The sequence below is a fragment of the Streptomyces sp. WMMB 714 genome (genome assembly GCF_900090125.1).
In the GTDB taxonomy this organism is placed as follows: Bacteria; Actinomycetota; Actinomycetes; order Streptomycetales; family Streptomycetaceae; genus Streptomyces; species Streptomyces daqingensis.
In genome coordinates, this window is record NZ_FMHJ01000008.1 from 105164 (window position 1) to 124349 (window position 19186).

Sequence of the window (19186 nt, forward strand, 5' to 3'; positions counted from 1 at the left end):
GCGACGCTGACAGTGTCCGACATCTGTCGGGGCGTCAACTTCCGTCTCTCCACCGGGTCTTCACTCTGAAATTATCAGAAGGAAGCTTGCGAGTTGAAGACCGCAGCGCTCATAGTGAACTCCGTGCTCCCCTTGAGCGTGCCCCCCACGCACCTCCCACCGCGCCATCCGTCCGACACGACCACGGATTCACACGCGCTCCGGCTGCCGGCCGAGGACGTCAGCGTCCCCCGGGCCCGCCATGCCATGGACCGCTGGCTCCGCGAACGGGGCGTCTGTCCCGATTTACGCGAACAGGCGGCCCTTGTCATCTCGGAGCTGGCCACGAATGCCGTGAAGCACACCGACAGCAGCTGGATCGTGTGCGCCGCCACCTCCTCGCCGTACGGCGGGGTGCAGTTGGAGGTCCACGACGACGACTCCGGCAGCCGTGCCCCGTGCCGCCGCACACCGACGGCGGAGAAGGAGGGCGGCCGCGGGCTGCACATCGTCGAGGCGCTGTCCGAGAGCTGGGGCGCGACGGCGTCGCCCGTCACGCGCGGCAACGTCGTGTGGGCCCGGCTGCGGGTCTGACCGCGGGCCCAGGTCCGGCACACGGACGCGTGCGGCGCGCCCGCCCCGGTGGCGGAACCGCCCTACAGGCAGGCCCGCAGGGCCCGTACCACGGCGTGCGTGCGCGGGTCCGACGTCACCGAGCGCTGCATGGCGGCGGTGACGTACGCGACGGCCGTACCGGACTCGGGGTCGGCGAACGCCAGCGAACCGCCGCGTCCCGGGTGCCCGAACGAACCCCGGGCCAGCATCGGCGCCGAGGGGCTGTGCAGCATGAACCCCAACCCGAAGCGGGAGTTGACGACCAGCACACGGTCCGGTCCGCTCGACTCCTGCGAGCGTGCCTGGGTGAGCGTCGCGGGAGTGAACAGCCGCTTCTGTGACGCCTGTACGCTCCGCGCCGTCCGCCGTTCCGCGACGGCCGCGGGGGCGGCCTCCCGTCCCGCCGCGGGCCCGGCTCCGTGCGGTGCGCCGGGCGCGCGCCGGGCGTCGGGCAGCGGGCCGATGAGCGCGGCGTAGAAGCGGGAGAGCGAGCGTGCCGTGGCGACGGCCCCCGAGCCGGGGAGCCCGGCGGCGAGGCACGCGGGACTGTTCTCGTCGGGACGCGGGTCTATGGAGTCGAAGGCCCGCCTCGTCAGCGAGGCCGGGTCGCCGTACGCCGCCGTCACCTCACGCTTGGGCCGCACCCGCAGCCCCGCGGCGGCGGACGGCTCGGGGGTCGGCACGTCGGCGAGGCGCGCGAGGCCGGACGGACCGTGCCCGGCGCCGGGGAGGCCGAACCAGATGTCGAGCCCCAGGGGCCGCGCCACCTCCTCCGCGAACCAGCGACCCAGCGGACGGCCCGTGGCGCGCTGCACGAGTTCGCCGAGCAGCCAGCCATAGGTGTGCGGGTGGTAGCCGTGCGCCGTGCCGGGCTCCCAGTCGGGCGCCTGAGCGGCCAGGGCGGCGGGGCCGCTGATCCCGTCGTAGGCCTGCTCCGGGGTGAGCGGGACGTCCAGCGCGGGCAGCCCCCCGCGGTGCGCGAGCACGTGGCGGACCAGGAGCCGGTCCTTGCCGTTCGCCTTGAACTCCGGCCAGTAGGTCGCCACGGGCGCGTCCAGGTCCAACTGGCCCCGCTGGTGCAGCAGATGGAGCACGGCCGCCGCCGGGCCCTTGGAGGCGGAGCGCACGACGGCCGCGGTGCCGGACTGCCAGGCCCCGCCGTCCGCCTCCGTCCCGCTCTCCGCGCCGGGTGCCGCGTTCCTGCCGCCGGCCCACAGGTCGACGACGATCCGTCCCTCGCGGTGGACCGTCAGCGCGGCGCCGGTCTCCCCGCGCGTGCGGAAGTTCTCGGCGAACGCCTCACGGACCGGTTCGTACCCGTCCGCCACCTCGCCCCGGACGTCCACAGCGTCATCCGCGTTCTCAGCGTTCTGCGCGCTCACGCCCTCGTCCGTCCGCTCGTGCCGTCTTCCCGTGCACCTACATGGTGCTACCGCCCCGGGACCGTCACCGATCCGGGGTCGAAGCCGAAGGGCAGTTCCAGACGGTGCCGCGCCATCAGCCCCTCGTCGCACAGGAGTTGCTGTGTACCCCCGTCGGCGACGATCACGCCGTCGCTCAGCACGACGGACCGGGGGCAGAGCTGAAGGGCGTAGGGCAGATCGTGCGTGACCATGAGCACGGTGACGTCCAACGTGCTCAGGATGTCGGCCAGTTCACGGCGGGAGGCCGGATCGAGGTTGGAGGACGGCTCGTCCAGGACGAGGATCTCCGGGCGCATCGCCAGCACCGTCGCCACTGCGACCCGGCGGCGCTGGCCGAAGGACAGGTGGTGCGGCGGCCGGTCCGCGTGGGACTCCATGCCGACCTGCTCCAGCGCGTGCCGGACCCGCGAGGCCAGCTCCTCGCCGCGCAGCCCCGCCGTGGCGGGCCCGAAGGCGACGTCCTCGCGGACCGTCGGCATGAAGAGCTGGTCGTCGGGGTCCTGGAAGACGATGCCGACGCGGCGCCTGATCTCGGCGACGTTCCGCGGCTCCAGGGGCAGCCCCGCGACGCTCACGGAGCCCGCGCCGGCCGTGAGGATGCCGTTGAGGTGCAGCACGAGCGTGGTCTTTCCGGCCCCGTTGGGGCCGAGCAGCGCCACGCGTTCACCGCGCCGGACGGTCAGGTCGACCCCGAACAGGGCCTGGTGGCCGTCCGGATAGGCGTAGGCGAGGCCGGAGACCTCGAGGGAGGGCGGCGGGCCGTCCGCGGGCCGCGCGCTGCCGGTGCCGGTGCCGTCGGTGCTCGTCACAGCGCCCATCCCAGCAGACACACCGCGAGCGCCGCGAGCGGGAGGGCGGCGGCACCGCCCCACTGCGCACGCGTCGCGACGGCCTCGTCGACCACGGGCATCGTGCCGGTGTAGCCGCGGCTGACCATGGCGAGGTGGACGCGCTCCCCGCGCTCGTAGGAGCGGATGAACAGCGCCCCCGCCGACTTGGCGAGGACGCCCCACTGCCGTACGCCGGTGGCGCGGAACCCCCTGGACAGGCGGGCGACGCGCATCCGCCGCATCTCGTCCGCGATGACGTCGCCGTAGCGGATCATGAAGGAGGCGATCTGCACCAGCAGCGGCGGCAGCCTCAGTTTCTGCAGCCCGAGGAGCAGTTCGCGCAGCTCCGTCGTGGAGGCGAGCAGGACGGACGCGGCGACGCCCAGCGTTCCCTTGGCGAGGATGTTCCAGGCGCTCCACAGCCCGGACACCGAGAGGGAGACCCCGGACAGCCCCGGTACGCCGCCCAGTTCGGTGTACGGGCCCTCCGCGACGAACGGCATCAGCAGCGCGAAGCCGACGAACGGCACCTCGATCAGCATCCTCTTGAGCAGATGCCCGTACGGCACCCGCGCCGCCGCCGCGACCGCCGCGAGCAGCAGCGCGTACAGCCCGAAGGCCCACACCGCCTCGCGCGGCGTCGCGACGACGAGGAGGACGAACGCGAAGACGGCGGCGAGCTTGCAGTGCGCGGGGAGGGAGTGCACCGGCGAGTGGGCGTGCAGGTAGAGCTTGTGGGCGTGCCCCGCGTGGCGGGTGCTCACGCGCCGGTGCGGGCGGCGTCTCCGCCGGTGCCGCCGGCGGAGTCGCCGGCGGAGTGGGAGTCCGCGCCCGCCGGGGCGTCCTCCGGCCGCCTGCGGCGAACGGCCACGAAGACCCCGCTGCCCACGGCGAGGGTCACGCCGACGCCGATGACTCCCGCCAGGCCGCCGGAGAGGCGCGCGTCGGCGATGTCCGCGATGCCGTAGTCGGCGAGCGGGGAGTCCGCGGCGTCGTGGTCCCGCGCCTTCTCGTCGATGCCGTTGTCCGCCGCGACCTTCTCCAGGCCGTCGGGGCTTGCGGAGGCGTAGAAGCTGACAACGCCGGCGCAGAGCACCGTGGCCAGCAGGCCGCCCAGCCACATCCGGCGGTTGCTCCGGGGCGCGGCGGGGGCCTGCGCGGCCGTCGCGGCGGCCGGTGCGGCGGACTCGGCCGGCGCCGCGGCGGGACCGGCGGCCGTCCCCTCGGTGGCGTCGCCGGGCGTGGCCACCTCGACGGTACGCAGCTTCAGCGGACCGGACGCCAACTCCCGCGCCCCGTGGACGAGATCGGGCCGGACGGAGATGACCGCGCCCACCGTGGCGGCCGTGATGACCGCCTCGCCGACGCCGATCAGCACATGCACGCTCGTCATCGCGGCGAAGACCTTGCCCAGGGACACGTCGGCCGTGCCGCCCAGCGCGTAGAGCCCGGTGAACGCGATCGCGGAGGCGGGCACCGACACCAGGGCCGCGACGAAGGAGGCGGCGGTGACGCTGCCGCGGCTGCGGGGCAGGACACGCAGCAGCCCCCGGAGCAGCCCGTACGCGACGACGACCGTGACCACGCCCATGAGGACGATGTTCACGCCCAGCGCGGTGAGCCCGCCGTCCGCGAAGAGCAGGCCCTGCATCAGCAGGACGACCGAGACGCAGAGCACGCCCGTGAACGGCCCCACGAGTATCGCGGCGAGCGCCCCGCCGAGCAGGTGCCCGCTGGTTCCGGCCGCGACGGGGAAGTTGAGCATCTGGACGGCGAAGATGAAGGCGGCCACCAGCCCGGCCAGCGGCGCCGTACGCTCCCCGCCCACGGCGGCGCTCCGTTCGGCGCCGCCAGTGCCGCTCAGTTCGCGGCGGGCACCGCGCAGCGAGAGGGCGACCGCCCCCGCCGCCGCCACTCCCGCGGCTGCCGAGACAGGGGCGTCGAAGAATCCGTCAGGGACATGCATAACGCCGCTCCGCTTCTCGATCCGACTGGTGGTTCCGGATGGTTCCGGACATGCAAACCGTTCGATGATAGGGCCTTCCTGCAAACTGATTGCAAGAGCGCCGTCATGGCTGGAACCGCCGGGCCGCAAGGATCGATCGGCACCGCGAACCATGGAGAGGCGCCCGGGCGGGTAGACGCGTCTGGGGGAATTCACGTCCGGGGGGCGGTCGTTCACTCCCAAAACGGACTCTGTGGCGTAGCTCACCCGGGTTTTCAAGTGACGTTTCGCCTCCTCGCGCGTCTAGCAGCGAGAAGGGGCAACCCAGTCCTGAGCGGTCAGCCGCCCGACGACAGAGGAGCAGAGGATGTCCGCAGTCTTCGATCAATCCGTGACGGCCCGGCTGATCGCGGAACCGCCCGCCGATCGTTACTTCGGCGCCCGCCTCCGCTACGACGAAACGGACCCGCTCGCGGTGCGGCTGGTCTTCCCCGCGGACGCCTCCCTCGACGGCGCCGAGGTCGCCTGGGCCTTCGCCCGCGACCTCCTCGACACCGGGCTGCGGGAGCCGGCGGGCGAGGGGGACGTGCACGTCTGGCCGCGGGACGGCTCCCGCACCGTCGTCGAGCTGCTCTCCGAAGAGGGCGTCGCCGTGGTCGAGTTCGCCAGCGCGGACCTGCGGCGGTTCCTGCTGCGCACCTACGACGTGGTGCCCGCCGGCCAGGAGCACGGCGACGTGGACGTCGAGAACGGGCTGGCCGTGCTGCTGCGCGGTGTCTGACGTGGACGGAAACGTCACAGCAGCAGTGAACGGAAACGCCAGGACCTCGGCCGCGCAGCCCCCGGCTCCTCGGCGCGCGCACCGCATACCGGCCCCGCGGGGAAGGGGCCCCGCCGCCAGGACGGGCGGCATACCGGGCGCAGACGGACGGCGCACCCGGGACGTCCGGGCCCTCCGCCGCCCGGCCCGGCTCGCGCGGACCGCGCAGACCGCGCAGACCGCGCGCTGAGCGCGCCGCACCCGCATCCGGCCCTCCCGCCGCCGCCCGCGCGCAGCGCTCCCGGAGGGCCCTTCGGCGCACGGCCGCGCCTCTCCGGGGCGGTCACGAGTTGCCGGTGTTCCCACCTGCTCGAACCATGGCAGACATGGCCATGCACAGCGAACCCCGGTCGTGTGACGGAAGCATCCGCAGGGTCGCCGGCCCGAGGCACGGAAGCAGCGGGCCCGGGGAGGGCCTGCTCGCGATCCGCCTCGGCGGGCCGGGGCGGGGCAGGCCGTGACCGACGCCGACGGGGCGGACCTCCCGTACCTGCGCTTCCCGCACCTCCACGGCGACCTCGTCTGCTTCGTCGCCGAGGACGACGTGTGGGTGGCGCCGATGACGCCGGGCGCCACCCGCCGCGGCGAGGGCGGCATGGACCGTGGGCGTGCCTGGCGGCTGACGGTGGACCGGACCCGCATCAGCCACCCCCGCTTCTCACCGGACGGCCGGCAGATCGCCTTCACCTCCTGGCGCAGCCTCGACCCGGAGGTCCATCTCGTCCCTGCGGGCGGCGGCCCGTCCCGCCGGCTCACCTACTGGGGTGCCGGGCAGGCCCGCGTCTGCGGCTGGACCCCCGAGGGCGACGTGCTGGCCGTCTCCTCCCACGATCAGCCCTTCAGCTACCACACCTGGTCGTACCGCCTCCCCACGGACGGCAGCCCGGGCAGCCGCCTGCCGTGGGGCCCGGTGGCCGACATCGCCGTCGCCGGGATCGGAGGGGCGCGCCGCACCCTGCTGCTGACGGGCAAGCCGCCGCACGATCCCGCGTCCTGGAAGCGCTACCGCGGCGGCGCCATGGGACGGCTGTGGCTGCACGGCGAGCGGCTGCTGCCCGAGCTCGAAGGGCATCTGGACTCGGTGATGGTGCTGGAGAACAACCGCGTCGCCTTCCTCTCCGACCACGAGGGCGTGGGGAACCTCTACTCGTGCCTCCCGGACGGCTCCGACCTGCGCCGCCACACCGACCACGACGACTTCTACGCCCGCAACGCCTCCACCGACGGCCACCGCGTGGTCTACCAGTGCGGCGGCCGGCTGTGGATCGTCGAGGACTTCTCCGCCCGGGGCGGGCCCCGCCGCCTCGACATCACGCTCGGCGGCTCCCGGTCGGGACGCCGCACCTACCAGGTGCCGGCCGCGTCCAACCTGGACTCGCTGGCCGTCGACGCGACCGGTCGCGCCAGCGCCGTGTGCGTACGGGGCAGCCTGTACTGGCTCACGCACCGGGACGGCCCGGCGCGCGCCGTCGCGGACACCCCGGGCGTGCGGGTCCACACGCCGCACATGCTCGGCGACACCGGGAAGATCGTCTATGTCACGGACGCCACCGGCGAGGACGCCGTGGAGGTCGCGGACCTGCCCAGGGCGACGGGCGCGGGCCCGCCCCGGCGGCTGGCGGCGGGACTGCTGGGCCGGGTACGCGAACTGGCGGCCGCCCCCGACGGGAGCCTGGTGGCGGTCGCCTCCCACGACGGACGGCTGCTGCTGATCGACGTGGAACGGCCGGACGGCGGCGGGGCGGGCACGGGCTCGGGCTCGGGCAGAGACGCGAACGCGGGCACCGACCCGGGCAGCGACGCGAACGCGGGCACCGGCCCGGACGGCGGCGGTTCCGGCCCCGGCGGCATCACCGAGCTGGTCCGGTCGGACAACGGCCCGGTGCACGACCTGTCCTTCTCGCCCGACTCGCGCTGGCTCACCTGGGCGCACCCCGGGGTGGGCCGCTCGCTGAGCCAGATCAAGATCGCGAAGCTGGCGGCGGGCGAGGACGGGGTCCGCACCGTCCTCGACGTCACCGACGGCCGCTTCGAGGACGAGCAGCCCGTCTTCACCCGGGACGGCCGCTACCTGGCCTTCCTCTCGTGGCGCGGCTTCGACCCGGTGTACGACGTGCACACCGGCGATCTCTCCTTCCCGCTGGGCTGCCGCCCGTACCTCGTGCCTCTCTCGCCCGCCACGCCCTCGCCCTTCGCCCTCTCCCCCGAGGGCCGGCCCGCGCCGGGGGGCCTGGACCCCGAGGACGGCGGCGGGGAGGAAGGCCCCGTGGTGGTGGACGCCGAGGGCCTGGAGAGCAGGGTCACCCCGTTCCCCGTCACCGCGTCCAAGTACTCGTCGCTGCGCGCGGTCGCCGGAGGCGGACTCGTGTGGCTGCGCTACCCGATCTCGGGCGCGCTGGGCGAGACGTTCGCCGACCCCGCCGACACCTCGGGGCGTCCGACCCTCGAACACTTCGACCTCGCCAAGGCCAAGCGCACCGAACTCACCGGCGACGTCGACTGGTTCGCGGTCAGCGGCGACGGTTCGCGCCTCGTCGTCAACGACGACGGCGACCTGCGCGCCGTCCCCGCAGACGAGGCCGCCGAGGAGGAGAACACCACCCACATCGACCTGCGGCGCGTGATGCACACGGTCGATCCGGCCGCCGAGTGGCGCCAGGCGTACCAGGAGGCGGGCCGGATCGTACGGGCCCACTTCTGGGAGCCCGGGATGGGCGGCATCGACTGGGACGCCGTGCTCGGCCAGTACCGGCCGCTGGTCGAACGCGTCGCCTCGCCGGACGAGTTCGCGGACCTGCTGCGCGAGGTCCTCGGCGAACTCGGCACCTCCCACGCCTACGTCTCGCCCGCACGGCGCGACGAAGGGCCCTCCCCCTACCACCGGCCCATCGGGCTGCTCGGAGCGAACCTCGCACGCACCCCGTCCGGGGAGTGGCACATCCAGCGCATCCTGCCCGGCGACTCGTCGGACTCCAAGGCCCGTTCGCCGCTCGCGGGCACCGGCGTGCGCGAGGGGGCCGTGCTCACCCACGTCGACGGACGCCCCGTCGACCCCGTCGCGGGACCGGGGCCGCTGCTGGCGGCGGCGGGAGGCACGACGGTCGAGATCGGCTTCCGGCAGCCCGGCCCGGACGGCGAGGGCGCCGCACCGGGCGAGCCGTCCGGACCGCCGCTGCCGCCCCGCAGAGTGGCGGTGCTGCCCCTCGTCGACGACCGCCCGCTGCGCTACCAGGACTGGGTCGCCCAACGCCGCCAGGTCGTACGGGAGTTGAGCGACGGACGCTGCGGCTACCTGCACATCCCGGACATGGGCGGCTCGGGCTGGGCGCAGTTCAACCGCGACCTGCGCATGGAGGTTGCCCGTCCGGCTCTGGTCATCGACGTACGGGGCAACGCGGGAGGCCACATCAGCGAGCTGGTGGTCGAGACGCTCACCCGCACCATCCTGGGCTGGGACCTCACCCGCGACGCCGAGCCCGTCAGCTACGCCGGGAACGCTCCGCGCGGGCCGATCGTGGCGCTCGCGGACGAGATGACGTCCTCCGACGGCGACATGATCACGGCCGCCTTCCGGCTGCTCGGCCTGGGACCGGTCGTGGGGGCCCGGACCTGGGGAGGCGTCGTCGGAGTGACGGGACGGCACCGGCTCGTCGACGGGACGGCCATCACCGTCCCCATGCACGCCGCCTGGTTCGACGCGTACGGATGGTCGGTGGAGAACCACGGCATCTCCCCCGACATCGAGGCGCTGCGGTCGCCGGTCGACTGGGCGGAGGGGCGGCCCCTGGTGCTGAAGACCGCCGTGCGCACGGCGCTGGAGCTGCTGGAGAGGCACCCGGCCGCCGCTCCGCCCGGGTACCGCAGGGTTCCCGACCTGCGCCGTCCGCCGCTGCCGCCACGGCACTGACGCCCGCCCGGGAGCGCCCCGGCACGGTACACGGCGCGGGCCTGCCGTACGGGCGCGCCCGGATGCCGGGGCGCGCCCGCGCGGCGTCAGCTCCTGTCGGCGCGCTCGCTCTCGTCCGCCGCGCCTCCCGCGCCCACGAGCCCCCGGTGCGTGCCCTCCGCCGAGAGCCGCGGCTCGAAGCGGCGCATCTCCCGCGGCCCGACCAGGCCGATGACGCCGGGCACGTACCCGCGGACGCTCTGCATGCCGCGCAGCCACCACTGCGCGTACACGTGGTGCGACCGGCGTTCGATCCCGGCGACGACGCGGTCGACGGCCGGGCCGAGCGGGTAGGTCCGGTTCGCGGGCCACGGAAGCCGCTTGCGCAGATCCCGCATGACGTCGTCCTGGTCGGCGCCGCGGACCATGTCGGTGTCCGTCCAGGAGAGGTAGCCGACGCCCACCCGTACGCCCTTGTGCCCCACTTCGGCGCGCAGGCAGTGCGCGAAGGCCTCCACTCCCGACTTCGACGCGCAGTAGGCGCTCATCATCGGGGCGGGGGTGATCGCGGCGAGCGAGGCTATCTGCAGGAAGTAGCCGCGGGACGCGACGAGCCGGGGCAGGAAGGCGCGAGCCGTCACGGCACCGCCGATGAGGTTCACCTCGATGACGCGGCGCCAGGACTCCGGGTCGGAGTCGGCCAGGGGGCCGCCGGTCGCGACCCCGGCGTTCGCGACCACGATGTCGACACCGCCGAAGTGCTCCCCGACCTCCGCGGCGACCCGTGCCATCGCCTCGTGGTCCGTGACGTCGGCGTGCCAGTACTCGCACTCGGTGCGCAGGGAGCCGGCGACCCGCTTCAACTCGTCCGGCTCCAGCCCGACCAGCGCGACCTTCGCGCCCCGCGCGGAGAGCTTGCGGGCGAGCAGTTCGCCGACACCGCGGGCGGCGCCGGTGACCACCGCGACCTGTCCGTTCAGACTCCGACGGCTCACTGGGTCTCCTCCTTCGTCGCCGCGGGGGACTCCTGCCCGGCGCTCCGGGCGCCGGGCACCTTCCCCGCTTCCCCGGCGAGGTGCTCCCGCACCGACTCCCGCAGTACGCCGGTGACTTCGCGGGGGCTCTCCAGCGGCGTCATGTGCCCCAGACGCGGCAGCAGGTGCAGGCCCGTGCACTGCGGCAGCGCGTCGGCGATGTCGCGGGAGAGGTCCGGGGGCGTGAGCCTGTCGTGGGTCCCGGTGATGACGGCGGTGGGGCACCGCAGCCGGGAGGCCCTCTCCTGGATGTCCAGTCCGGCGAGGACGGAGCCCCAGGCGCCCCGCACCCGCGGCGGGCAGGCGTGCACGATACGCGCGACCACGGCGACCTGCTCGGCTGTCGCGTCGGGGCCCAGCGTTCCGTACTTCAGGGCCTTCCTGGAGAGCGGGGTGACGGGCCCCAGCGGCAGTTTCGAGAGGAGGAGCAACCGCTGCGCGCGAATGCGGGCGCTCTCGGAGCGGAAGGGGAGCACCCGCGCCTCGGCCAGCAGCCGGTGCGCGCCGGTGCTGCACAGGACCAGGGCCGCGGCGCACTGTGCGAGCTGCGGGCGGTCGGCCGCCGCGATGAGCGTCATCGCGCCCATGGAGTGGCCGCCGAGCACGGCCCGTTCACCGGGGGCGAGCGCCGCGTCCAGTACGGCGCACAGGTCGTCGGCGAGCACCTCGGGGCTGTAGGCCCGGGTGTCGGCCGCGGGTGAACGGCCGTGCCCGCGCTGGTCGTACGCGACGACGCGGTGCCCCGTGGACGTCAGCTCCCGTATGACGGGCGCCCAGAAGTCCGTCTTGCACGTCCAGCCGTGGACGAGGACGACGGCCGGGTCCTCGTCGCGCCCGTGCACCTCCACGTGGAGGCGGGCGCCGTCGGCGGACGTCGCCGTCAACTCCCGTGCCGCGGGCGGCGGATCGTACGGTCCGCGCTCCCTGCCCAGCGATGCCGTGAGACGTGCCATCAGCCCTCCTCCGCCGCGTGGAACGCGGCTGTCGCGGCGCCGCGTCCGTCCGGGACGGCGACGCTCCTCCTCGACGTTCCGCCCGTACCGCCCGAGCCGGGCGGCGCCTGCCGCAGCACCTCGTACTCCTCCAGCCGCAGCTCCCTGGTGACGTTGCGGAACTCGGACGTCGTCCCCGGCCAGACCGTCGTGTTGCGCCCGTTGGCGTCCAGGTACCAGCTGTCGCAGCCCGTGTTCCAGACGCTGCGGCGCATGCGGTCCTGGACGTGGGCGTTCCACGCCTCGACGGCCTCGGGGCGTGCGTCGAGGGCGACCCTGCCGGACTCGCCGCCGAGGGCCTCCAGCTTCCGCACGTAGTCGACCATGTAGTTCAGCTGCGCCTCGATGATGAGGATCATCGAGCTGTTGCCGAGGCCCGTGTTGGGCCCGATGACGGTCATGAAGTTGGGGAAGCCGCTGGCCGAGCAGCCGCGCAGCGCCTCCATGCCCCCGGCCCACTCCTCGGCGAGCGTCGTCCCGCGGGCACCTTTCACGCGGTGCGCGATCGGCATGTCGGTGACGTGGAAGCCGGTGCCGAAGACCACGGCGTCGACCTCGGCCTCCGTGCCGTCCGCCGCCACCAGTGTGCTGCCGCGCACCTCGGCCAGCCCCGAGGCGACCAGGTCCACGTTGGGCCTGGCCAGCGCCGGGTAGTAGCTGTTGGAGAGCAGGATGCGCTTGCATCCGATGCGGTAGTCCGGGGTCAGCTTGCGCCGCAGGTCCCCGTCCTTCACGGCGCGCTTCATGTGCGCGGTGGCCAGCGACTCGATGAGGCCCAGGACGTTCGGGTGCTTGGCGAACGCGGAGACCTGCAACTCCCTGACGGCCCACAGCAGTTGGCGCCGCAGATAGCGCGTCGCGGGCACCTTGCCGTGCAGTTGGCGCTCCAGTTTGCTGATCTTGCGGTCCGCCCTGGGCATCACCCATGCCGGGGTGCGCTGGAAGAGGGTGAGCCGCTCCACCTCGGGCTGGATGGCCGGTACGACCTGGATCGCGGAGGCCCCGGTGCCGATGACGGCGACGCGCTTGCCTCGCAGGTCGTAGTCGTGGTCCCACTGCGCGGTGTGGAAGACCTTGCCGCGGAACCCCTCGATGCCGGGGATGTCGGGGATCTTGGCGTCGGACAGCGGCCCGGTCGCGTTGACGACGAAGTCGGCCGTGTACTGGTGTCCCCGGCCCGTGGTGATCGTCCAGCGCAGCTCGTCCGGGTCCCAGCTCATCAGCTCGACCTCGGAGTTGAAGCGGATGTGCTGCCGCAGCCCGAAGTTGTCGGCGACGCCCTCCAGGTAGTCGCGGATGTGCTCCTGGCCGGAGAAGTTGCGCGGCCAGTCGGGGTTGGGGGCGAAGGAGAAGGAGTACAGGTGCGACGGCACGTCGCACGCGCATCCTGGGTACGTGTTGTCGTGCCAGGTTCCGCCCACCGCTTCCCGGCGCTCGAGGACGACGAAGTCCGTCACTCCGGCGCGGCGCAGCCGGACTGCCGCCCCGAGGCCGCCGAAGCCGGATCCGATCACCGCCACCCGTACATGCTCGTGTTCGCGCTCGGCCGCCATGGCGTCGCCTCCCGGGGGTCTACTGCTGCCGGCTCCTCAACGTGCCAGTAATCACTGGCACAGTTGGAGCGTAGAGCAGAGGCTTACCGATGGGTAGGGGTCGCGCGAGGAAAGTTACCGCCGGTTGCACCTGCCGCCGCCGGCGGGCCCGGACCCCGGAGCCCGTCCCCCGCACCGTCGTCTCCGCTGGTTGAGCCGCTGGTTAAGCTGCGACCGTGACCGACGACAGAAGGCGAGCAGACACCACGGGCCCGGGCGGCACGGACGACCACGACGGCGGCCCCCGCGAATACCGCACCGCCGAGCTGGCCGAACTCGCGGGCATCACCACCCGCACCCTGCGCTTCTACCGCGAACGCAAGCTTCTGCCGCCGCCCCGCCGCGAGGGCCGCATCGCCTGGTACGACGAGCACCACCTGGCCCGCCTGCGCACCATCTCCGGGCTCCTGGCCCGAGGTCACACCCTCGGCGGCATCGCCGATCTGCTGGGCGCGTTCGAGAGCGGACGGGACTCGCACGGCACAGCCGAACTGCTCGGCCTGGAAAGCTCGATGCTCACCTCGCTGTTCGCCGAGGAGACGCCGATCCGACTCACCCCAGAGGAACTGGCCGACTACTTCCAGGGCGAGGTCAGCGTCGAGAATCTGGCGGCCTCACTGGACATCGGCTACATCGCCGTCGACGGCGACGAGTTCGTGCACACCAGCCGGCGCCTCCTGGACGCGTCGTCCGCGCTGGTCGGGAAGGGCATCCCGCTCGCCGCGGTACTGGCCGCCGGACGAGAGCTGCGCACGCAGGCCGAGGCGATCGCCGACGTCTTCACCGAGCTCTTCCGCACCCATCTGCTGCCGAAGGAGCAGGCCGCGACCCCCGAAGGCCTCGACGCCGACCGCCTCGGCGAGCTGCTGACCCAGCTGCGTCCGCTCGCGAAGCAGGTCGTGGAGGCCGAGTTGGGGCTCGCGCTGGACCGGCAGGTACGAGCGGAGGTCGAGCAGTGGATCGGGGGCGGCGACGCGTCCCCGCCCCCGCCCGGGCCTTCGCCAGCGCCCGCCGCGGAAGACGGCGAAGCGGACCGGCGGGACTGAGCGCCCGGGCGAACGGCCGGACGGGGAGCCGGACGTACCGGCGGGCGCACCGGCGGATGTCCGGCCGGAAGTCGGGAGCGGCGCCTCCGCTCCTTCGTCAGCCCGCTCCAGGGGCGGGAGTCACGGGCCGGGCGTCGACTTCCGCCCAGACGGTCTTGCCGGGCTGAGAGGGCGGGTGGGCGAGCACCGCCCAGCGGTCGGCGAGCATGCTGACGATGAGCAGGCCGCGTCCGTTCTCGGCATCGCAGGCGCTGGAGCGCGGCTTGGGACGCCGTTCGCCTCGGGTGTCGGTGACCTCGACACGCAGAGTCGTCGACGACACCGTGAGGCACAGACGGAAGTCGCGTCCGGGCACGTGGCCGTGGCGTACGGCGTTGGCGCACAACTCCGCGGCGATGGAGACCATGGACTGATGCGCGTCGGTGCCGGGTGGATAGTGCCACTGCTCCAGCCGCTTGGCGACCAGCCGCCGCGCGAGACGGGCTCCGCGCGGCGTGGAGCGAAACCGCATGGCGAAGCGCGGTGGCGCCTGCGAGGACGCCGCGCCGGCCACGTTCGAGGGCCCACCGGGTACGGGCAGAGTCATGGCTGCCTTTCAGCTCTCAGTGCAGGGATGACCGTTGCCTGAACTGCGGGCCTCCGCCCCGCAGTTCAGGGGGCATTCGAGGTCCGCGTTCACCATTCGAAAGCGCGGCATCAAGATCGACCGGGTCGGTCGCACAGTCACTCCTTCGTCACGTTCCGTATTTGCCGAGCACCTTAGGGCGAGGTACAACGGACGTGAGCACGCAAAGTGCGTGCATCGGCAGGGGAGTTGGGATGGACACTGGCGTCGGTCGCCGCATCGCCTACTGGCGCGAACTCCGCGGGCTGACGCAGTCCGACTTCGGTCGGCTCATGGGCCAGTCGCGTCGCTGGGTGCAGGACCTGGAAGGCGGGCAGCGGCAGTCCGATCCACGGCTGTCCGTGCTCGCACGGGCGGCCGAATCTCTCCGCGTCCCCCTGGAGCGACTCGTGACCGGCGCCTCCACCACACGCCCCGCAACTGCGCTCCCGCCCAGCGTCGCCGCGCTGGCCGATTCCCTCCACTCCCCGGCTTCCGGCAACGCCGTGACGGTGCGGGAGCTCCAACGCAGAGTCGACTACTGCTGCCGGGCATGGGCCAGCACGCACTACGCTGCCGCGGCACGCGACTTGCCCGACGTCATCGCCGATGCCCACGCCACGGCGACCGGCAGTGGGGAGGCCGGACTGCTGCTGTCCCGCGCCTACCAGCTCACAGCAAGCTTGCTGTTCAAGTACGGTGCGCTCACCCGAGTTCCGGCGGTGCTCGCGGCAGACCGGGCACTCGCCGCTGCCAGCGCCTCGGGGAACCCCGTCGCCATCGGCGCTGCCGCACGCCGCGTTGCCCGCGGCCTCATCCACCAGCAGCGGCCTGCTGCCGCCTCGGAGTACGCCAAGGCGACTGCCACCACTCTTCGCCCCGCCCTTGAACAAGCCGGTGTTGCGGGCCTGTCCACACTCGGCATGCTGTACCTGGTCGCCGCAGTCGGCGTCAGCGGCCACGACCGCTCCCCCGCGACCGTCGCCGACGCGACACAACTACTCGCCCAGGCCGGTGAGATCGCCGAGCGGCAAGGCCCGCACGGCGCGGATTACACCAGTTTCGGCGCCACGAACGTCGCCCTGCACGAAGTCGACGTGCTGCTGCGTCTCGATGACGCGTGGTCGGCGGTCGAGGCCGCGCAGAACATCCCGCCGCAGGCAGTCGGAGCTTTGGGCCGGGAGCGGCAGGCTCGGCACCTGGTCAGCACCGCCCGTGCCCGTGCTCTGACGCGCAGCCGTGAGGCAGCCGTCCGGGATCTGCTGGAGGCCGAGAGGCTCGCACCGGAAGAGGTGCGACGGCCCAGTGTGGCGCAGCTCGTCGATGAGCTTGTCGAGCTCGTTCCCTCGCCCGGCCCGGAGTTGGCCGGTCTGGCACGGCGCTGTGGACTCTCGGCGTGACAGCGCACGTGCTCTATCTCATCGCGACCGCCGCCGGTCCCGCCCAGCACGTCGATGCGGGCGTACGCGCGGCGCAGGACGCGGGCTGGGACGTGTGCCTCATCCTGTCGCCCACGGCTGCGAGTTGGTGGGCGCAAGCACAACGCACCGCCGAACTTGAGGAGTTGACCAGGTACCCGGTGCGCTCCCGCTACACCATGCCCGGAGAGTCGGGCGGGCTCCCGAAAGCCGACGCGATGCTGGTGGCACCGCTGACGACGACATCCGCGTGCAAGTGGGCGGCAGGCATCACGGACACGGTGGCGCTCGGAATCCCCGCTGAGGCCGTCCACCTCGGAGTCCCGGTCGTGGCGATGCCGTTCTGGTCGACAGCGCTCGGCGCGCAACCTGCGGTCGGGCGGGCGGTGGAGACACTACGGCAGCAAGGCGTGAACGTGCTCTTCGGGCCGGGCGAACCCCACCCGCCCAAGCAAGGGAACAGCGTCGCGTTCCCCTGGCACCTGGCACTGGCCGCACTCCGCCTCAGCCTTGGAACACCTCACGTACGCGGGGACCGGCAATAGCTTCCACCGCAGGGCCCGCATGGCCCACGGCACTCACCCGGCGTGGCCCGGGGGCGCCGGGATCGGCCGGGCGTCGAAGTCCACGGTGACCGGCGCGTGGTCGCTCCAGCGCTGGTCGTGGCTCGCGGCGCGTTCGACCACCGCCTTGACGGCCCGCCCGGCCAGTCCGGGCGTGGCCACCGCGTAGTCGATGCGCCAGCCCGAGTCGTTGTCGAAGGCCCGGCCCCGGTAGGACCACCACGAGTACGGTCCGGCGGCCTCCGGGTGCAGCTCCCGTACGACGTCCGCGTAGCCGCCGTCCGAGGGGTCGAAGACCCGGGAGAGCCACTCCCGCTCCTCCGGCAGGAACCCCGAGGAGCGGCGGTTGGCGCGCCAGTTCTTCAGGTCCGCCTCCTGGTGGGCGATGTTCCAGTCCCCGCACACCAGTACCTCCCGTCCGCCGGCCTCCGAACTCTCCCGCAGCTCGCGCAGATAGGGCAGGAACGCGGACATGAAGCGCTCCTTCTGCGCCTGCCGCTCCGTGCCGACGTCCCCGGAGGGCAGGTACAGGCTGGCCACGGTCACGCCGGGCAGGTCGACCTCCGCGTACCGGCCCGAGTCCTCGAACTCCGCCGCCCCGAAGCCGATTCGGACCCGCTCCGGCGCGCGGCGCGTCAGCAGGGCGACCCCGGAACGCCCCTTGTCGGCGGACGGCGCGAAGACGGTGTGCCAGCCCTCGGGGGCCCGTACGTCGTCGGGAAGCTGATGCGGCTCCGCCCGCACCTCCTGGAGGCAGACGACGTCAGCCTCGGTGGCGGCCAGCCACTCCCGGTAGCCCTTCTTCGCCGCCGCGCGCAGCCCGTTCACGTTGACCGTCGTCACCTTCAGCATCCGGGCCACCATACGATGCGGACATGCGAATCGTCCGTGCGCGTTACGACCATCCCGACGCGATGAAGCTCAACGACGCCGTGCAGCAGGAGTACTCCGTGCGCTACGGCGACGGGGGCGACGTGACGCCGCTCGACCCGTCGATGTTCGAGCCCCCGCACGGGCTCTACCTGCTCGCCTACGACGGGGAGGAGCGCCCCGTGGCCTCGGGCGCGTGGCGCGCACAGGACCGCAACGCGGAGGGGTACTCGGACGGGGACGCCGAGATCAAGCGCATGTACGTCGTGCCGGAGGCGCGGGGACGCGGGCTGGCCCGGCGGATCCTGGCGATGCTGGAGGACGACGCGCGCGCGGCCGGACGGACGCGCATGGTCCTGGAGACGGGCACCGCGCAGCCCGAGGCGATCGCGTTGTACACGTCCTCCGGGTACGAGGCCGCGGAGAAGTTCGGCGTCTACCGGTTCGAGCCGCAGAGCCGCTGCTACGCCAAGCCCTTGTAGCCGCCCCACGGATCCTCGCCGCGGCCCTCACCGGACGGGCCCCCGCCCCACGGATCCTCGCCGCCGCCCGCGCGGTCCGCGGAGCGCTCCCCGTGTACGTCCGCGGCACCCCCTGCGTCCCCGGCGCCCCCTCTGTCCGCTGCGGCGCCGGCTCCGTTCCCACCGGCTCCGTTCCCACCGCCCCCGCCGGCCCGGTCGCCCGCGGACGCGCCGGGGCTCGCCGACCGGGCCGACTCCGCGGCGTCCGCCAGGCCGTGCTCCTCGACCGACACGGCCCGCATGCCGGGCACGGCCGCCGCCGTCCGGCTCGTCAGAGCACGTCCGGGCGGCAACTCCACGCAGCAGACCGCCCCTTCGCCCGCCAGCGCCTCGGCGGCCTTCTCCCACTGCACGGGACGCGCCACGGACCGGGCCAGTTCGTCGAACACGGCGTTCGTGTCGCCCCGCAGGCTGCGTCCGTGCACGCCGCTGACGTAAGGCACCTTCTGCGGCCGCCGCTTGACGGTCGCCAGATGCTGCGCGAGGCGGATCGCGACGTCGCCCTCCGGCTCGTCGGCCCGCTCCAGCAGCTCGCCGCGCAGCCGCACCGCCCTCAGCGCCTCCTCCAGGGTCAGCACCTCCGCGATCACGGCTGCCGCATAGGCCCCGACGTCCTCGCCGGCGACGAGCGCGGGCACCACCCCCTCGTCCTCCGCCATGGCCCGCGCGCCCGCCACACCCGCGACCAGCAGCGCGACGTGACAGGCCACCGGCGACTTCTCCAGCGCCTCCGCCGTGTCCAGCTCCGCGATGCCGTCCGCATACTCCCTGCCGGCGGCCTCCCTGCCGGCGGCGCGGGCAGGGAGGCCCGCACCCGCCGCGTCCGATCCCGCCTTGGACGCGAGCCGCCGCAGCGCCCAGTCCGCCTCGGCCAGCACGGTCGCGGACGCCGCCGTGTCGGGCAGCCGGTGCAGCATGCCGGGTCGCTGCGAACCCCGGCCGGGGAAGAGGAAGGCGATGCTCATGGGGGTCAGCCTCGCGCGCACCGCACCCGCCGCGCCACCCGGGTCCGCGCCACCGCCGCGCCGAACTCCCCCCTCAGCACGG

Annotated in this window: 17 protein-coding genes; 7 read left to right on the forward strand and 10 right to left on the reverse strand. The window is 73.5% G+C overall.

The window, feature by feature from the left end:
* Nucleotides 1-93: 93 nt before the first annotated feature.
* Nucleotides 94-573 (forward strand): ATP-binding protein, encoded by a 480-nt coding sequence (locus tag H181DRAFT_RS16365; RefSeq protein ID WP_052708607.1) that lies wholly within the window; start codon nucleotides 94-96, stop codon nucleotides 571-573.
* 62 nt (nucleotides 574-635) lie between these two features.
* Here the strand turns inward: H181DRAFT_RS16365 and H181DRAFT_RS16370 are convergent, their stop codons facing one another.
* The 4 genes from H181DRAFT_RS16370 to H181DRAFT_RS16385 are packed head-to-tail and all read right to left on the reverse strand — an operon-like array spanning nucleotide 636 to nucleotide 4814.
* Nucleotides 636-1976, reverse strand: a complete 1341-nt coding sequence (locus tag H181DRAFT_RS16370) for a serine hydrolase domain-containing protein (protein WP_254666868.1) — start codon at nucleotides 1974-1976, stop codon at nucleotides 636-638.
* Nucleotides 1977-2023: 47 nt separating this feature from the next.
* Complete coding sequence (locus H181DRAFT_RS16375; protein ID WP_254666869.1) at nucleotides 2024-2827, reverse strand: energy-coupling factor ABC transporter ATP-binding protein; 804 nt, start codon at nucleotides 2825-2827, stop codon at nucleotides 2024-2026.
* Nucleotides 2824-3612 (reverse strand): cobalt ECF transporter T component CbiQ, encoded by a 789-nt coding sequence (cbiQ, locus tag H181DRAFT_RS16380; protein ID WP_045865229.1) that lies wholly within the window; start codon nucleotides 3610-3612, stop codon nucleotides 2824-2826. The genes H181DRAFT_RS16375 and cbiQ overlap by 4 nt, the downstream gene beginning before the upstream one ends.
* Nucleotides 3609-4814, reverse strand: a complete 1206-nt coding sequence (locus H181DRAFT_RS16385) for an energy-coupling factor ABC transporter permease (protein WP_078895776.1) — start codon at nucleotides 4812-4814, stop codon at nucleotides 3609-3611. The genes cbiQ and H181DRAFT_RS16385 overlap by 4 nt, the downstream gene beginning before the upstream one ends.
* 346 nt (nucleotides 4815-5160) lie before the next feature.
* Between H181DRAFT_RS16385 and H181DRAFT_RS16390 the strand changes: the two genes are divergently transcribed.
* Nucleotides 5161-5574: an SsgA family sporulation/cell division regulator gene (locus tag H181DRAFT_RS16390; protein ID WP_045865230.1), complete on the forward strand. Its 414-nt coding sequence runs from the start codon at nucleotides 5161-5163 to the stop codon at nucleotides 5572-5574.
* Between the two features lie 496 nt (nucleotides 5575-6070).
* The gene (locus H181DRAFT_RS16395) at nucleotides 6071-9520 is read left to right on the forward strand and encodes a S41 family peptidase (protein WP_045865231.1); all 3450 of its coding nucleotides are present in this window, start codon (nucleotides 6071-6073) and stop codon (nucleotides 9518-9520) included.
* 86 nt (nucleotides 9521-9606) lie between these two features.
* On the opposite strand, the gene H181DRAFT_RS16400 is transcribed toward H181DRAFT_RS16395, so the two are convergent.
* From H181DRAFT_RS16400 to H181DRAFT_RS16410, 3 genes are read right to left on the reverse strand one after another with little or no spacing between them, the layout of a single operon-like run.
* Nucleotides 9607-10494 carry an SDR family oxidoreductase gene (locus tag H181DRAFT_RS16400; RefSeq protein WP_045865232.1) on the reverse strand — a complete coding sequence of 296 codons (888 nt, stop codon included), beginning with the start codon at nucleotides 10492-10494 and terminating at the stop codon, nucleotides 9607-9609.
* The gene (locus H181DRAFT_RS16405; protein WP_045865233.1) at nucleotides 10491-11486 is read right to left on the reverse strand and encodes an alpha/beta fold hydrolase; all 996 of its coding nucleotides are present in this window, start codon (nucleotides 11484-11486) and stop codon (nucleotides 10491-10493) included. Before H181DRAFT_RS16405 ends, H181DRAFT_RS16400 begins: the two co-directional genes overlap by 4 nt.
* Nucleotides 11486-13078 (reverse strand): flavin-containing monooxygenase, encoded by a 1593-nt coding sequence (locus H181DRAFT_RS16410; RefSeq protein WP_045865234.1) that lies wholly within the window; start codon nucleotides 13076-13078, stop codon nucleotides 11486-11488. The genes H181DRAFT_RS16405 and H181DRAFT_RS16410 overlap by 1 nt, the downstream gene beginning before the upstream one ends.
* 215 nt (nucleotides 13079-13293) lie before the next feature.
* On the opposite strand from H181DRAFT_RS16410, the gene H181DRAFT_RS16415 reads away from it, so the two are divergent.
* Nucleotides 13294-14163, forward strand: coding sequence for a MerR family transcriptional regulator (locus H181DRAFT_RS16415; RefSeq protein ID WP_078895777.1), 870 nt, complete (start codon nucleotides 13294-13296; stop codon nucleotides 14161-14163).
* Between the two features lie 97 nt (nucleotides 14164-14260).
* Here H181DRAFT_RS16415 and H181DRAFT_RS16420 read toward each other — a convergent pair whose 3' ends face one another.
* Complete coding sequence (locus tag H181DRAFT_RS16420; protein WP_254666870.1) at nucleotides 14261-14749, reverse strand: ATP-binding protein; 489 nt, start codon at nucleotides 14747-14749, stop codon at nucleotides 14261-14263.
* Between the two features lie 233 nt (nucleotides 14750-14982).
* Here H181DRAFT_RS16420 and H181DRAFT_RS16425 point away from each other — a divergent pair, with 233 nt between their 5' ends.
* On the forward strand, nucleotides 14983-16167 hold the full coding sequence (locus H181DRAFT_RS16425) for a helix-turn-helix domain-containing protein (RefSeq protein ID WP_045865235.1): 1185 nt from the start codon (nucleotides 14983-14985) through the stop codon (nucleotides 16165-16167).
* On the forward strand, nucleotides 16164-16730 hold the full coding sequence (locus H181DRAFT_RS16430) for a flavoprotein (protein WP_045865236.1): 567 nt from the start codon (nucleotides 16164-16166) through the stop codon (nucleotides 16728-16730). Before H181DRAFT_RS16425 ends, H181DRAFT_RS16430 begins: the two co-directional genes overlap by 4 nt.
* Nucleotides 16731-16763: 33 nt before the next feature.
* Here the strand turns inward: H181DRAFT_RS16430 and H181DRAFT_RS16435 are convergent, their stop codons facing one another.
* The gene (locus H181DRAFT_RS16435; RefSeq protein WP_045865406.1) at nucleotides 16764-17600 is read right to left on the reverse strand and encodes an exodeoxyribonuclease III; all 837 of its coding nucleotides are present in this window, start codon (nucleotides 17598-17600) and stop codon (nucleotides 16764-16766) included.
* Between the two features lie 23 nt (nucleotides 17601-17623).
* Between H181DRAFT_RS16435 and H181DRAFT_RS16440 the strand changes: the two genes are divergently transcribed.
* Nucleotides 17624-18100 (forward strand): GNAT family N-acetyltransferase, encoded by a 477-nt coding sequence (locus tag H181DRAFT_RS16440; RefSeq protein WP_045865237.1) that lies wholly within the window; start codon nucleotides 17624-17626, stop codon nucleotides 18098-18100.
* Here the strand turns inward: H181DRAFT_RS16440 and H181DRAFT_RS16445 are convergent.
* On the reverse strand, nucleotides 18082-19104 hold the full coding sequence (locus H181DRAFT_RS16445; RefSeq protein WP_074467899.1) for an acyltransferase domain-containing protein: 1023 nt from the start codon (nucleotides 19102-19104) through the stop codon (nucleotides 18082-18084). The two genes, H181DRAFT_RS16440 and H181DRAFT_RS16445, sit on opposite strands and share 19 nt — an antisense overlap.
* Nucleotides 19105-19186: the final 82 nt, after the last annotated feature.

Bases quoted from the DNA above. Each gene is read 5' to 3' on its own strand.
- H181DRAFT_RS16425 (WP_045865235.1), top strand. From the start codon at position 14,983: ATGGACACTGGCGTCGGTCGCCGCATCGCCTACTGGCGCGAACTCCGC.
- H181DRAFT_RS16405 (WP_045865233.1), bottom strand. From the start codon at position 11,486: ATGGCACGTCTCACGGCATCGCTGGGCAGGGAGCGCGGACCGTACGAT.
- H181DRAFT_RS16445 (WP_074467899.1), bottom strand. From the start codon at position 19,104: ATGAGCATCGCCTTCCTCTTCCCCGGCCGGGGTTCGCAGCGACCCGGC.
- H181DRAFT_RS16385 (WP_078895776.1), bottom strand. From the start codon at position 4,814: ATGCATGTCCCTGACGGATTCTTCGACGCCCCTGTCTCGGCAGCCGCG.
- H181DRAFT_RS16420 (WP_254666870.1), bottom strand. From the start codon at position 14,749: ATGACTCTGCCCGTACCCGGTGGGCCCTCGAACGTGGCCGGCGCGGCG.
- H181DRAFT_RS16435 (WP_045865406.1), bottom strand. From the start codon at position 17,600: ATGCTGAAGGTGACGACGGTCAACGTGAACGGGCTGCGCGCGGCGGCG.
- H181DRAFT_RS16440 (WP_045865237.1), top strand. From the start codon at position 17,624: ATGCGAATCGTCCGTGCGCGTTACGACCATCCCGACGCGATGAAGCTC.
- H181DRAFT_RS16390 (WP_045865230.1), top strand. From the start codon at position 5,161: ATGTCCGCAGTCTTCGATCAATCCGTGACGGCCCGGCTGATCGCGGAA.
- H181DRAFT_RS16410 (WP_045865234.1), bottom strand. From the start codon at position 13,078: ATGGCGGCCGAGCGCGAACACGAGCATGTACGGGTGGCGGTGATCGGA.